This is a genomic window from Methylorubrum rhodesianum (genome assembly GCF_014199985.1).
Classification (GTDB): Bacteria; Pseudomonadota; Alphaproteobacteria; order Rhizobiales; family Beijerinckiaceae; genus Methylobacterium; species Methylobacterium rhodesianum.
This window is the reverse complement of the sequence record NZ_JACHOS010000008.1, coordinates 20,651-34,037: the sequence shown is the minus strand read 5'-3', so window position 1 is coordinate 34,037 and position 13,387 is coordinate 20,651. Positions and strand designations below refer to the sequence as shown.

General features: G+C 68.0%; 11 protein-coding genes. 6 read left to right on the top strand and 5 right to left on the bottom strand.

Annotation, left to right across the window (positions count from 1 at the left end; genetic code table 11):
- Window positions 1–5 precede the first annotated feature (5 nt).
- The 5 genes from pedC to HNR01_RS12875 all read left to right on the top strand — a co-directional run bounded on the left by pedC (window position 6) and on the right by HNR01_RS12875 (window position 5,859).
- Window positions 6–887 carry a lanthanide ABC transporter permease protein PedC gene (gene pedC, locus HNR01_RS12895; protein WP_183667990.1) on the top strand — a complete coding sequence of 294 codons (882 nt, stop codon included), beginning with the start codon at window positions 6–8 and terminating at the stop codon, window positions 885–887.
- Between the two features lie 10 nt (window positions 888–897).
- Window positions 898–1,542 carry a hypothetical protein gene (locus HNR01_RS12890; protein ID WP_183667989.1) on the top strand — a complete coding sequence of 215 codons (645 nt, stop codon included), beginning with the start codon at window positions 898–900 and terminating at the stop codon, window positions 1,540–1,542.
- 525 nt (window positions 1,543–2,067) lie between these two features.
- The gene (locus tag HNR01_RS12885; RefSeq protein ID WP_017485267.1) at window positions 2,068–4,581 is read left to right on the top strand and encodes a TonB-dependent receptor; all 2,514 of its coding nucleotides are present in this window, start codon (window positions 2,068–2,070) and stop codon (window positions 4,579–4,581) included.
- A gap of 319 nt (window positions 4,582–4,900) precedes the next feature.
- Window positions 4,901–5,302, top strand: a complete 402-nt coding sequence (gene lanM / locus HNR01_RS12880; RefSeq protein WP_017485268.1) for a lanmodulin LanM — start codon at window positions 4,901–4,903, stop codon at window positions 5,300–5,302.
- A gap of 197 nt (window positions 5,303–5,499) precedes the next feature.
- Entirely contained in the window at window positions 5,500–5,859 is a 360-nt protein-coding gene (locus HNR01_RS12875) for a hypothetical protein (protein WP_153874606.1), read from the top strand.
- Between the two features lie 90 nt (window positions 5,860–5,949).
- On the opposite strand, the gene HNR01_RS12870 is transcribed toward HNR01_RS12875, so the two are convergent.
- The 3 genes from HNR01_RS12870 to HNR01_RS12860 all read right to left on the bottom strand — a co-directional run bounded on the left by HNR01_RS12870 (window position 5,950) and on the right by HNR01_RS12860 (window position 9,645).
- A complete protein-coding gene (locus HNR01_RS12870) occupies window positions 5,950–7,503 on the bottom strand; it encodes an undecaprenyl-phosphate glucose phosphotransferase (protein WP_183667988.1) in 1,554 nt (517 codons plus the stop codon).
- 130 nt (window positions 7,504–7,633) lie between these two features.
- Complete coding sequence (locus HNR01_RS12865) at window positions 7,634–8,884, bottom strand: glycosyltransferase family 4 protein (RefSeq protein ID WP_375373193.1); 1,251 nt, start codon at window positions 8,882–8,884, stop codon at window positions 7,634–7,636.
- Between the two features lie 182 nt (window positions 8,885–9,066).
- On the bottom strand, window positions 9,067–9,645 hold the full coding sequence (locus HNR01_RS12860; protein ID WP_183667987.1) for a polysaccharide biosynthesis/export family protein: 579 nt from the start codon (window positions 9,643–9,645) through the stop codon (window positions 9,067–9,069).
- 223 nt (window positions 9,646–9,868) lie between these two features.
- Here HNR01_RS12860 and HNR01_RS12855 point away from each other — a divergent pair, with 223 nt between their 5' ends.
- Entirely contained in the window at window positions 9,869–12,259 is a 2,391-nt protein-coding gene (locus HNR01_RS12855; protein WP_183667986.1) for an exopolysaccharide transport family protein, read from the top strand.
- Between the two features lie 136 nt (window positions 12,260–12,395).
- On the opposite strand, the gene HNR01_RS27365 is transcribed toward HNR01_RS12855, so the two are convergent.
- Complete coding sequence (locus HNR01_RS27365) at window positions 12,396–12,533, bottom strand: hypothetical protein (RefSeq protein ID WP_210313227.1); 138 nt, start codon at window positions 12,531–12,533, stop codon at window positions 12,396–12,398.
- 493 nt (window positions 12,534–13,026) lie between these two features.
- Window positions 13,027–13,350: a YbaB/EbfC family nucleoid-associated protein gene (locus tag HNR01_RS12850; RefSeq protein ID WP_183667985.1), complete on the bottom strand. Its 324-nt coding sequence runs from the start codon at window positions 13,348–13,350 to the stop codon at window positions 13,027–13,029.
- Window positions 13,351–13,387 lie beyond the last annotated feature (37 nt).

The following is a 13,387-nucleotide window of genomic DNA, read 5'->3' as shown; positions in this document are numbered from 1 at the left end:
CTGACATGAGCGCGTCCTCGAACCCCGCCGCGGCGAGCCCGGCGAAACCCGTGCCCCATGCGGGCCGCCTCGACGCGGTCGGCTATCTCATCGCGCTGGGCGGCATCGTGCGCCGCGAGCTGCTGCGCTTCTTCCACCAGAAGGAGCGCTTCTTCTCGGCGATGGTGCGTCCGCTGGTCTGGCTGTTCATCTTCGCCGCCGGCTTCCGAAACACCCTCGGCACCTCGATCACGCCGCCCTACGAGACCTACGTGCTCTACGAGGTCTACGTGGTTCCGGGGCTGGCGGTGATGATCCAGCTCTTCAACGGCATGCAATCCTCGCTCTCGATGGTCTACGACCGCGAGGTCGGCTCGATGAAGGTGCTGCTGACCTCGCCCTATCCGCGCTGGACGCTGCTGCTCGCCAAGCTGATCGCGGGGGTGAGCGTCTCGATCGTGCAGGCCTACGCCTTCCTCGCCATCGCGTGGTTCTGGGAGACCGGCATTCCGCCGGTCGGCTACCTCGCCGCGCTGCCGGCCTTCCTGGCCTCGGGGCTGATGCTCGGGGCGATCGGCCTGTTCCTGTCCTCGCTGGTGCGGCAGCTCGAGAACTTCGCGAGCGTCATGAATTTCGTGATCTTCCCGATGTTCTTTGCCTCTTCTGCCCTATATCCGCTCTGGCAGGTCCGGGCATCGAGCGAGTGGCTCTATCTCGTCTGCCAGGCCAACCCGTTCACCCACGCGGTCGAGCTGGTGCGTTTCGCCCTCTACGGGCGCTTCGAGCCGGTCGCCTGCGCCGTCGTGGTCGGCACCGGCCTCCTGTTCTTTACCCTCGCCGTGATCGCCTACGATCCGGGCCGCGGCATCATGGCCCGGCGCGGCGGACCGGCCGGCGAGGCCGCCTGAGAGACCTCCCATGATCCTTCGTCGTGCGACCCTCGGCTCCGTCCGTGCCCCGCTCTGTCTCGCTCTCGCCCTTGCGGCGGCACCGGCCCTGGCGCAGCCCAAGGCCGATCCGGACTGGCCCTGCGCCCAGCGCAAGGTGACGACCTTGGGCTACGGCTCGTTCTGGACGGGGCCCGACCTCGCCGAGGCCGGGGAGTGGGGCAACGACCGGGAAGCGGCCCAGCTCGCCCGCAAGCTCGCCTCCCGCCGCACGGAACTGCGCGAGGTCGACACCCTGCTCGACGAATTCACGGAGAAGCTCGATCCGGCCGAGAAATCGAAGCGCCTCACCCGCGTCTTCGCCGGCGTGTTCGAGATCATCAACGGTGAGCGCAGCACCGTCATGAACGGCATCACCCGCTACGCGCAAGGGCAGCGCCGGCTCGCCGAGCGCATCCGCGACGAGGCGGACAAGGTGAGCGAACTCAAGGACAGCCCGGATTCCGATCCCACCAAGGTCGCCTCGAAAGAGGTCGCGAATCTGGAAAGCCAGTTCAATTGGGACCGGCGCATTTTCGACGAGCGGAACCAGTCGGTCTCCTATGTCTGCGAGGTGCCGACGCTTCTGGAGCAGCGCCTCGGCGAGCTCGCCCGCCGCATTCAATCCCGCGTCTGAAGCGGGCCGGATCGGGTCTTCGGACACCGGCCGCGGTCGCTGTCCGCCGCAGGCCCCGTTGCGGCCGGATCGCGTCACGCTCCTCGCCGAGCCGCCCTCGCTGCGATGCTCGATCCCGTCTGCGCGCGGCGCGTGAGCCGAAGCCGCTCGCCCGGAAGGATCCGCCGGTTCGGGCATGACGGATCGGGCATGACGGATCGTGCGGACACGTCCGGAACGGCCGCCGGTTTCGAATCGCCCATTTTTCCCGCGACCGATCGGATGAAAGCATTCGTTGGAACGTGTCCTGATCGTATTGCCGAAACATCCCGGGTCCGACAGGACAATGATCCATAAGACCTTGTTGTGATTGGAGAAATATGTTGCTGTAACAGCACGCGCCCGCAGGAAGGTTGAGCGCTTCCCTATAAACGGCCTGAAAGAAGCCCCCGGCCGATTGTGACGCTTCCACGTCTCCAGCAACAGTCGGCAACGGTCCCTCCGGGGGCCGAACAAGCACGAATGAAAAAGGGCTGGGGAATGACAATGCGGGTGCTGCGAGGCAGCCTCATCGCATCGGTTGCGCTGCTTCCGGGGCAGGTGATGGCGCAAGGCGCAGGCGGCGGGCAGGCTGTCACGCTGGAGGAGATCAGCGTCGTCTCGAACACGCCGGTCGCGGCTTCGCGCCGGATCGTGGCGACGCCGACCGCGTCGGGTCTGCGTGAGACCGTCGTGCTCGACGGCATCGACCGTAACAAGCTGCCGCAGAACACGAGCGTGCTGACGGCGGCCGACGTCTCGCGGGTCGGCTTTCCGAGCACGGTTCGGGCGCTCGACGAGCGTATCGGCTCGATCAGCATCAACAACGCCCAGGGCAACCCCTTCCAGCCGACGATCACCTATCGCGGCTTCGAGGCCTCGCCGCTCGGCGGCTCGCCGCAGGGCGTCGCGGTCTACCTGAACGGCGCCCGCTTCAATACCTCGTTCGGCGACACGGTGCAGTGGGATCTGATCCCCGACATCGCCGTCGACCGGATCGAACTCGAAGGGTCCAACCCGGCCTTCGGCCTCAACGCGCTGGGCGGCGCGCTCGCGGTGTCGCTCAAGAACGGCTTCACCTACCAAGGCACCGAGATCAACGCGCTGGGCGGCTCGTTCGGCCGCGGCGCGATCGCCTTCCAGCACGGTCAGCGCATCGACAATATCGGCCTCTACGTCGCCGGCACCAAGCTCGGCGAGGAGGGCTGGCGGCGCCATTCGCCGTCCCGCCTCAACCAGATCTACGCCGACCTCGGCGTGCAGGCCGAGCGGGGTGAGTTCCACTTCAACGTGATCGGTGCCAGCAACAGCCTGACCGGCAACGGCACCGCCCCGGTCGAACTGCTGAAGGCCGACCGCAGCGACGTCTTCACCTATCCCGACCAGACCAAGAACGACTTCCTGCGCTTCCAGCTTTCCGGCACCTACGACGTCACGCCGACGATCAGCGTGCAGGGCAACGCCTATTACGGCCTGTTCCGGCAGCGCACCGCCAACGGCGACGCGGCCGACGTCGAGAACTGCGAGGACGATGAGCGCTTCGTCTGCGCCGAGGGCGCGGACGACAACCAGTTCTTCCTGCGCGACCGCACCGGCAACCCGGTCCGGGCCGACCGGCTGCGCACCTTCAATTTCGGAGCGGTCAACCCGATCTTCGCCGACCGCTTCGACGAGGGCGGCCCCTACGCCTTCCTCAACCAGACCCGTACCGACACCGACAATTTCGGCGCCACCGTCCAGACCGTGGTGCGCGAGCCGCTGTTCGGCCTGCCGAACCGCTTCGTCCTCGGCGGCTCCTATGACGGCGGCCGGACGCGCTTCACGGCGGACAACTCGATCGGCGGCCTCACCTTCGATCGCGGCTTCTCGCCCCCCGGCATCGTCGTTTCCAGCGATGACGGCATCATCACCCCGGTCTCCGTGCGCTCCTCGAACGATTACGGCGGCATCTACTTCACCAACAACACCGACCTGACCGACCGGCTGACGCTGACGCTGCAGGGCCGGTTCAACATGGCCAAAATCATCCTGCGCGATCAGATCGGCACCGCGCTCAACGGCGACCACTACTACCAGCGCTTCAACCCCGGCGTCGGCGCGACCTACAAGATCATCCCCGACTACCTCGTCGCCTACGGCGGCTACACCGAGGCCAACCGCGCCCCGACCCCGGCGGAACTCTCCTGCGCCGATCCCCTGGCGCCCTGCTCGCTCACCAACTTCTTCGTCGGCGATCCGCCGCTGAAGCAGGTCGTGGCGCGCACGGTCGAGGCGGGTGTCCGCGGCCGCATCCCGCAGCCCGACGATGTCTTCGGCGGCATCCTGTCGTGGAAGGCCGGCTTCTTCTCGACCCGCAACGACGACGACATCCTGTTCGTGCCGGCCCCCGACACGATCGGCCGCGCCTATTTCCGCAACGTCGGCTCGACCAAGCGCCAGGGCGTCGAGGCGAGCCTGTTCTACAACGCGCCGCGCTGGAACGCCTTCGTCGATTACGCCTTTGTCGACGCGACCTTCGAGTCGCCGGTCGAACTCGCGGCCCCCGGCAACCCGTTCAACAGCGCCGGCGGCGACGAGAGCGGCGTCGTGCTTGTGCGTCCGGGCAACCGCCTGCCCGGCGTCGCGCCGCACCAGCTCAAGGTCGGCGTGCAGTACCAGGTCACGCCGGAATGGCGGATCGGCGCGCTCGCCCGCTTCGCCACCGGCAAGTTCCTCGTCGGCGACCCGACCAACCAGAACAAGACGACGGGCGACTACGCGGTGTTCGGCTTCAACACCAGCTACCGCATCGCGCCCAACATCGAGCTCTACGGCTTCGTCGAGAACGCGTTCAACGCCAAGTACGCCACCTTCGGCACCTTCTCGCCGGTGGACGAGGTTCCGATCGTCCGGGTGCCCAACGCCACCTCGAACCGCAGCCTCGCGCCCGGCGCGCCGGTGGCGGCCTTCGGCGGCCTGCGCATCCTGTTCGAGCCGCCGCCGCCGGCTCCGGTGGTGGAGCCGCTGGTCCGTAAGGGCTGAGCAGGTCTTCGGCTCAGCAGGTCTTGGCTGAGCAGGTGTTCCGGAACGGTTTTTCGATCCGGAAAGTCTCGCAAGGGTTGCAAGCGGCGCGGTTCTCCGGAACCGCGCCGTTTCTATATCCACCCACAGGGCAAGGCTTTCAGAGGCAGCCCGACGCGCTGTTTCAGCTCCGCCTATTGCCAAATCATCCCGGGCAAGTTACGCAATCCAAGCGAGGCCGAGCGACCGCCTTGCCGCGCATGAGCGGTCGCGCCTGGCTCTGCGATTTTGCCGTCCGCCCGGTTCCAGCCGGGCCACTTCGATCAGGAGTTTGCCCTCAATGGCGTTCCGCCTCTCCTCTGCCGTTCTGCTCGCCGCCCTCGTCGCGGTCCCGGCCTATGCCGCACCCACGACCACGACGAAGGTCGACATCGCCGCCTTCGATCCGGACAAGGACGGCACCGTCGATCTCAAGGAGGCCCTGGCCGCCGGTTCGGCCGCCTTCGACAAGCTCGATCCCGATAAGGACGGCACCCTCGACGCCAAGGAGCTCAAGGGCCGCGTCAGCGAGGCCGACCTCAAGAAGCTCGATCCCGACAACGATGGCACCCTCGACAAGAAGGAATACCTCGCCGCCGTCGAGGCTCAGTTCAAGGCTGCCGACCCGGACAACGACGGCACCATCGATGCCAAGGAACTGGCGAGCCCGGCCGGCTCGGCTCTGGTCAACCTGATCCGCTAAGTCTTCCGACCTGTCGGAATACAAGGGAGGGTGCGGATCGCGGGATCCGCACCCTTTCGCATGTCCGGAAGGCTCCCGGCGGTCTTGGGCGAAGCGTCGCAGAGCGGAACCGCGGGCGGGTCTGGCGGGCTTTCTCGGCCGAAGCGCCGGTCACAGGACCGGTTCGCGAAAGACCGCTTCGGAGGAGCCCGAACCCCATGCGCACAGCCTTCAGCCTGCCCATCGCCCTGGCCGCCCTCGTCGCGGCAGGCCCCGCCCTGGCGGTGTCCTGCAAGGACGACATCGCCGCGGTGGAGCGGCGGCTCAACAGCGCCGGTGCGGAGCAGGTGACCGGCAAGGAGCCGCCGGGCGGTCCTACCTCATCCGGCTCGGCCAAGGCCCTCGACAAGCCCCCGGCCGGCGCCCCGTCCGACCCGGCGACCAAGCCCACCAAGGCCGGCGTCGAGGAGGCGCGCACCCTGCTCGCCAAGGCCAAGGAACAGGACAAGGCCGGCCAGGAAACCGCCTGCCAGGACACCATGACCAAGGTGAAGGAGAAGGCGGGCGCGCTGCCGTAATCCGGCACGCGACGTTGCGCTGATACGAGAAGGCCCGGGACCGCGCTCTGGCGGACCCGGGCCTCACCCCGTTCGAAGTCCCGAAGATCCTCAATACGCGTTGTCGGTCTTGAAGAGCGCGAGCGGCGTGGTGAGCAGGATCTTGAGGTCGAACAGGATCGACCAATTCTCGATGTAATGCAGATCGTGCTCGACGCGGCGCTGGAGCTTCTCGCTCGTGTCGGTCTCGCCGCGCCAGCCATTGATCTGCGCCCAGCCGGTGATGCCGGGCTTTACCTTGTGGCGGGCGAAGTAGCCGTCCACCACCTGATCGTAGAGGGTGTTCGCCGCCTTGGCCTGGATCGCGTGGGGGCGGGGGCCGACCAGGGAGAGGTCGCCGCGGATCACGTTGAAGAGTTGCGGCAGCTCGTCCAGCGAGGTCTTGCGGATGAAGCGGCCGACCGGCGTTACCCGCGCATCCGTCTTGGTGACGAGCCGGGTCGCTCCCGCATCGCAGAGATCGACATACATCGAGCGGAACTTGAAGATCTCGATCAGCTCGTTGTTGAAGCCGTAGCGCTTCTGCCGGAACAGCACCGGACCGGGGGAGGTGAACTTCACCGCGAGGGCGACGGCCAGCATCACTGGCGAGAGCCCGATCAGCAGCAGGAGGCCGACCAGACGGTCGAACACGCCTTTCAGGATGACGTCCCAGTCGGCGAGCGGCTTGTCGAAGACGTCGAGCAGCGGCACGTCGCCGAGATAGGAATAGGCTCGCGGCCTCAGGCGCAGCTTGGTCGCGTGCGCCGACAGGCGGATATCGACCGGCAGGACCGAGAGTTTGGCGAGCATCTGCAGGATGCGCGTCTCGGCCGAGATCGGCAGCGTGAACACCACGAGGTCGACAGGGGCATGCCGGGCGTAGGTGACGAGATCGCTCACATTGCCGAGCTTGGGATGCCCGGCGACCTCGGTGCCGGAGCGGTCGTCGGCCCGGTCATCGAAGATGCCGATGATGCGTATGCCGGTATCGCCGCCGGCATTCAGGGCCTGAATCAGCTCCTCGGCGGCCGGTCCGCCGCCGACGATCGCAGTGCGGCGATCGAACCGGCCTGCGGCCATCTGCGCCCGCACGAAGCCCGCCAGGGCAACGCGACCGGCGAGCAGAACCCCCAGGCCCGCCATATAGTAGCTGAGCAGCCAGATCCGGGAATAGTGGTCGGCGATCTTGCCGAGCACCATCGCCGCGGCGACCATCAGGAAGGCCACGGACCAACCGGTGGCGAGTTTCACGGCCGTCCTCGACAGGTCGCGGAAGGCGCCGATCCGGTAGCTGCCGGAGGCCTGGAACAGCGCGAGGGCGGCCACCGTGACCGCCAGGACAGCGGTGACGTAGCGCGGTGCCAGGGGCACGACACCGCGAAGGAGCGCCTGATGCAATCCCAGGCCGAGGAGCACCAAGCCGCAGAACTCGGCTAGGCGGACGCAGCCCGCCAGCACTATCGGCGAGAGCCACGAGCCCCGCGGCCGCTCGGCGGGGGGCTGGGCTTGAGACCCGTTGCCGGACTCGCCGGTCATGTCGAGCGCGAGCGGCGACGGGACGGAGGTCAGGGAGTCATTCCGCTCGGCAACTTTGAGCAGATCCCGGACGTCGATGGCACTCATCGAAATGTTCCACGTGAAAACGTCGAGCCTCTCCGGCATTGGAGTGTGCCGGATAGATCTTCACGGAAGCCTAAGATCCGGCAGGCCGGGCTGGCCCGGGTTGGGACAGGCGGCGCAGGCGCTTTCAGGATCACGTCGCGGCCGAGGCCGCCGCGACCCGCTTCGCGCGGAACGCGGCGGCGTAGCCGCACAGGACATCGGTCGCCATGCGGTTCATGGAGAAGCGGGTGCGCAGCGAATCGCTGAGGGCGCGGGCGCGTCCTTCGCGGAGCGCGGGCTCCTCGTCGAGGATACGAACGATGGCCTGCCCCAGCGCCTCGCAATCCCCCGGCGGGACCAAGCTGCCGGAGAGGGCACCGAAGATCTCGGGGATGCCGCCGACATTGGTCGCCACCAGCGGCTGGGCGGCTGCGGCCGCCTCCAGAACGACGTAGGGCAGCGACTCGGCGAGCGAGGGTACGACCATGACCCGACCACGACCGAGAACGGGGCGGATCGCCTGGGGCGGCTCGAAGGCGATGGCGTCGCGCAGGCCCAGATTCTCGGCCATGGCGGCGAGGCTCTCCGTATCCGGACCCGAGCCCACCATCAGGAGGCGCAGGTTGCGGCCCTGGCCGCGGATCCGCGCGAGCGCCCGCAGCAGAACCGGCAGGCCCTTGGCCTCGCGCAGCTCGCCGACATAGACGAGGTCGAACGGGTCCTCGGACGTCCCAACGGGCAGGAATTCGGCCTCGCCGATGCCGTTGTGAACGATCCGCTCGAGGCGCGGCGAGCCACCGGCATAGGCGGCGTGGCGCGAGGCGACGTACTCGCTCTCGAACAGGAAGAGGTCGGTCGCACGCGCCATCACCCGCTCGGCGGCCATGTAGACGCGGTGCAGCGGCGTGCCCGGCCGGTAGTTGTAGCTTCCGCCATGCGGCGTGTAGGCGCGGATCACGCCGCGACCGGCTCGGCCCAGCGGTGCCAATCGAGCGAAGACGCCGCCCTTGGCGCCGTGTCCGTGCAGAACATCGGCCCCGACGGCGAGAGCCTGTTTCCGCACGGCCCGCAAAGCCGCGAGGTCGCTCGCATGGGGGTTGCGGCGCATGGGAATCCGCGTGACGCCGAGCGCGAGGTGCGGGGCGAGTTCCGCCAGCGTCCGCGCGGCCCGTTCTCCGCCGGTCGAGGCATCGCAAACGAGGCCGACGGCGTGTCCGGCCTCGGCCTGGAGGCGGGTGAGATCGACGACGTGGCGAAACAGGCCGCCGACCGGTGCCCGGAACACGTGGAGGATCCGGTGGCGCTCAGCCGCGCCGCCGCGGGTCCGCAGATCGACGACCGGGCTCGCCGCACGGTTCTGCGCGGCAAGGGCCGTGAGGGAAGGGGCGATGGGAGCGGTCACGTCCGTCGATCTCCGCGCGGGTGTCCCGATGCGGGAGGCCCATGCGGCGCAAGATCGTCGTGGCGCCGTCAGCGTGCGGTTAAGAGGCGCGCGAGATCAGCTCGCAAAGGGGCGCTGACCTGCGCTTGCAGGTCTGTTTTGCCGATCGCGGTTAGGAGTTGGTGAACGCTGCGGCCATTGGCTCAGAAGAAGCGCTCCTTGATGACGATCGTGTCGCCGGGCCGCACCGGATAGGACATCGGCACGATGCCGTTGATGAGTCCAGCATGCCCCTCGCGGGTCAGCACCGCATAGTCGCGCGCCGCCCGCGGCCCGAAGCCGGCCGCGATGGCAACCGCGGTCTCGACCGTCATGCCGTTCACGTAGGGATATTGGCCGGAGGTCGTGACCTCGCCGAGGATGTAGAAGGGACGGTAGGCATCGACCTCCACGGTCACGTGCGGCTCGCGCACATAGCCTGACGCGAGCCTCGCCTCGATCAGACGGGCGGCCTGCGCCGTGGTCTGTCCGCCGACCTGGACGACGCCGATCAGGGGCATCGCGATGCGCCCGCCGCCATCGACGGCGTAGATGTTGGAGAGGTTGTCCTGCCCGAAGACGATGACCCGCAACTTGTCGCCCGCCGCAAGGGGGTAGCGGGCGCCGATAGAGCCGGTCCCGGTGGCGTCGAGATCGACGGTCCGGAAATCCGGGCGCAGGCAGCCGCCGAGCGCGAGAACGGACGGAAGAGCCAGAAGGAATGCGCGCCGATGCATCGCCATCGCCGTTGTGGAGAACCTCGGCTGGTTTTTAAGGCGGTATAGTTAACGAATGCTGATCCGGCCGAGGACATGCGCGGAATGCTGTCTTCGGTAAGGTGCATTGTCCCGGATGCTGGCGCGGGGCGGATTGCCGTCTTAACGCCGCGTCAACCTTAACGTCGCCTATTGGCTCACAACGGGCGGTTCCTCCCGATTCCGCGCTCTGCCTTCGTAAAGACTGCCCATGCCGCGCCTCAGGCTGTCGACCGATCCGTCACTTCCACCGTCCGGAGGCCCCGGCGGCCCGGGCGACGGTTTGGCGGTGGGGCAGATCGCGGGGGTCCTGCGCCGCTCCTGGGCCTGGATCGCCGTGCCAACGCTGGTGGCCGCACTCGGGGCCGGCGTGTTCGTGCAGCTGGTGACCCCGCGCTATACCGGCGAAGCCAAGGTTCTGCTGGAGAGCCGCGATCCCGCCTTCACCCGCACCGCCGCGGAGCGGACGGATCAGCCCCAGCCGATCGATGAGCAGGCCGTGGCGAGCCAAGTGCAGGTGGCGATGTCGCGCGACCTCGCCCGCGAGGCGATCCGCAGCCTGAAGCTCGTCGGCAACCCGGAATTCGATCCGGAGGCCGAGGGGACCTCGGCGGTCCGGCGCACGCTGATGATGCTCGGGCTGGTCTCGGCGCCGATGGAGCGGCCGTCCGAAGACCGCATCCTCGACACCTATCTCGACCACCTGCTGGTCTATCCGGTCGGCAAGTCGCGCATCCTCGCCGTCGAGTTCCGCTCGCGCGATCCCGAGCTGGCGGCGCGGGGCGCCAACACGGTGGCCGACCTCTACCTCGCCTCTCTGGAGGCGGCCTCGGTCGACACCGCGCGCTACGCCTCGACCTGGCTCGGCAACAACATCGCGACGCTGCGCGCCCGCGTGGCCGAGGCCGAGGCGAAGGTCGAGGCCTTCCGGGCCAAGCACGGCCTGATCGGCACCGGCAGCAGCGCCGCCGCGCAGCCGCTCTCGTCTCAGCAGCTGTCCGAACTGTCGAGCCAGCTCTCGCAGGCCCGCACGATCCAGGCGGACCTGACCGCCCGCGCCAAGCTCCTGAAGGACATGATCAAGGAGGGCCGCGCCTTCGAGATCCCGGATGTGGCCAACAACGAGCTGATCCGGCGCACGGTCGAGAGCCGCATGGCGATGCGTGCGCAGCTCGCCCTCGAATCGCGCACGCTGCTGCCGGCCCATCCCCGCATCAAGGAGCTGACCGCCCAGGTCCAGGATCTCGAGAACCAGATCAAGGCCGCCGCCGAGCGGGTGGTGCGGACCCTCGAGAACGACGCCAAGATCGCGGGGGCTCGGGTCGAATCCCTGCGCGCGGCGGTCGAGGGGCAGCAGGACGTGGTCGCCAAGGGCAACAGCAGCGAGGTCGAGTTGCGCGCCCTCGAGCGCGAGGCCAAGTCCCAGCGCGAGCAGCTCGAATCCTATCTCGCCCGCTACCGCGAGGCGGCGGCGCGCGACGCCGAGAACGCGAGCCCGGCCAATGCCCGCGTGGTGTCCCGCGCGGTCGTGCCCGACCTGCCGTCCTTCCCCAAGAAGATCCCGATCATCGCCTTCGCGACGGTGCTCGCCCTCCTGCTGGCGAGCGCGGCGGTCGTCGGCCGCCATCTCCTCGTCGCGCCGCCCGAACCGGACGGGGGCCGCACCGGGGACGAGGGCGAGCCGGTCCGCGCCGCCGCGCCGGACGATCGTGGGCGCGACTTCTACCCCGAGCCCGAGCCGCCGTCCCGACGCCGTCCCGCCTTCGAGCCGGTCTATGGCGGCGCGTATCCAGCCTCCGCGACCGAGCGTTTCGCTCCGGCGCTCGCCTTCGCCAATTCCCTGAGGGCGACGGCGACGGTGCAGCACCCGGTCTTCGCCAGCACGGCACCAATCGGGGCGGAGAATCCGTCCCGGAGAGCTGGCGCGAAAGCGGGCACGAGCGGGCTCACCGTCCCGGCGAAATCCTCGGCCTCCTCGACCGATCTGAACGAATTGATTGCCCGGCTGGAGGGCGGCGCGGTCGGGCTGCGGCCCAAGGGGCAGCCGAAGGGCGGCTGCGTGCTCGTGGTCGAATTTCCCCGCGCGGGCGGCAAGCCGGGCCTCGCCTCGGAACTCGCCCGCGTGCTCGGTCCTCTGCGTCAGACGCTGCTGGTCGACGTCAATGGCGGCCTCTCCGAACCATCCGAGCCGGGGCTGACCGACCTCGTGGCCGGCGAAGCCGACTTCCTCGACGTGATCCAGCCGGTGCGCGGATCGCGCCTGCACGCGGTCAAGCGCGGAGTGACTCCGCTCGACGTTCTGGTGGAGGAGCCGCAAGGCCTCGCCATCGGCCTCAATGCCCTTTCACAGAGCTACGACTGGGTCCTCTGCCGCCTGGAGGCGGACGCCGCATGGGATGCGGTCGAGCTGATTCCCGCAGTCGGTCCCTGCATGGACGCGATCGTCATCGCCTCGGATGCGGCGGCGGACGATCCCGCCCTCGTCCAGCTCTATCGCCTCGCCAAGGACACGGGCGTGCGGCAGGTGGTCGTCGCGAGCCATCGCGAGGATTCAGCGATGCAACCCAGGCTTGAGGCCACGCCCCTGCGTCTCTCTGCCTGAACCGTCGGCCACCCTTCGGAGCGATGCACCCGCCGACGGCCACGGCCCTATGAAAGTCGACGTCGATCTACGGGCCGGAAGAAGCGGAGGTGATGCGGCCCTGGGGCGAGGCCCGCTCCCGCCTTTCCGAAGGGGATCAGCCTGACGTGGAGGGGCCTTCCTCGTCCGCGGCCGTCATCGCCGTAGCCATGCGCAGGGCCCAGAGGTTCGCGCCCAGAAAAGTCGCGAGCAGAGCGCAGGCGGTGATGAGGGTTGCCGACAGCAGACTTGGCACGGCATCTCTCCGGTCGCGGCGGTGGTTCCGCCGGCTCTGATCGGAAAGAGACCGGCGGAACCGCCGAGCCTCGCTAAGGGGGGCCGCGTTCGACCCGGCCCATGAATCTTGTCCCCTCGTCCAAATCGTTGCCTTAACAAAATTTACAGTTGTGGGCGAGGAAAGCGGTGGTGGTCACATTTTCGGTATCGACTTCTTCCGAAGGTGGTGCTCTGCAACCCGGCTACGTCCTTGATTTCTTGGAGGATTCATCGCGTAGAAGCGGGCACCCCAACGGTCACGACGTTTTGTGCGACAGGACGACGCAGGGAGCGTCGAATGAAATATTCGCCAGGGGTTCATTGCCGGCTTAACGATATTCGCAAGGTTCTACCCCCGACCGGGCCCGGTCCGCCGCTCAATGCGTTGGCAGCCGAGCGTGTAGGTTGCCTCGAAACTCCCGACGACCTTCAATCTATGGCCTGAGGAGCCGCGGGAGTCTCACTGAGAAGGCTCAGAACGGTAGTTTCATGCCGGGCGGAAGCGGCAGGCCTTTGGTCAACTCCGCCATCTTTTCCTGGGCTGTCGTCTCGGCCTTGCCGCGGGCATCGTTGCAGGCGGCGACGAGGAGATCCTCCAGGATCTCCCGCTCGTCGGCGACCATCAGGCTCGGGTCGATCGAGACGCCGAGCACCTGACCCTTGGCCGTCATCCGAACGCTCACGGCGCCGCCGCCGGAGGCCCCCGACACCTCGACCGAGTCGAGTTCCGATTGGAGCGAGGCCATCTTCTCCTGCATGGCCTGGGCCTGCTTCATGATGCCCATGAGGTCGCGCATGGTGGGTCTGCTCCGGTTTCAATCGGGAAAGAAGGTC

What these genes read in the sequence shown, in the direction of transcription:
- HNR01_RS12870 (WP_183667988.1), bottom strand. Translation starts at nt 7,503, where the DNA reads ATGAGTGCCATCGACGTCCGGGATCTGCTCAAAGTTGCCGAGCGGAAT.
- HNR01_RS12855 (WP_183667986.1), top strand. Translation starts at nt 9,869, where the DNA reads ATGCCGCGCCTCAGGCTGTCGACCGATCCGTCACTTCCACCGTCCGGA.
- lanM (WP_017485268.1), top strand. Translation starts at nt 4,901, where the DNA reads ATGGCGTTCCGCCTCTCCTCTGCCGTTCTGCTCGCCGCCCTCGTCGCG.
- HNR01_RS12890 (WP_183667989.1), top strand. Translation starts at nt 898, where the DNA reads ATGATCCTTCGTCGTGCGACCCTCGGCTCCGTCCGTGCCCCGCTCTGT.
- HNR01_RS12885 (WP_017485267.1), top strand. Translation starts at nt 2,068, where the DNA reads ATGCGGGTGCTGCGAGGCAGCCTCATCGCATCGGTTGCGCTGCTTCCG.
- HNR01_RS12860 (WP_183667987.1), bottom strand. Translation starts at nt 9,645, where the DNA reads ATGGCGATGCATCGGCGCGCATTCCTTCTGGCTCTTCCGTCCGTTCTC.
- HNR01_RS12850 (WP_183667985.1), bottom strand. Translation starts at nt 13,350, where the DNA reads ATGCGCGACCTCATGGGCATCATGAAGCAGGCCCAGGCCATGCAGGAG.
- HNR01_RS12875 (WP_153874606.1), top strand. Translation starts at nt 5,500, where the DNA reads ATGCGCACAGCCTTCAGCCTGCCCATCGCCCTGGCCGCCCTCGTCGCG.
- pedC (WP_183667990.1), top strand. Translation starts at nt 6, where the DNA reads ATGAGCGCGTCCTCGAACCCCGCCGCGGCGAGCCCGGCGAAACCCGTG.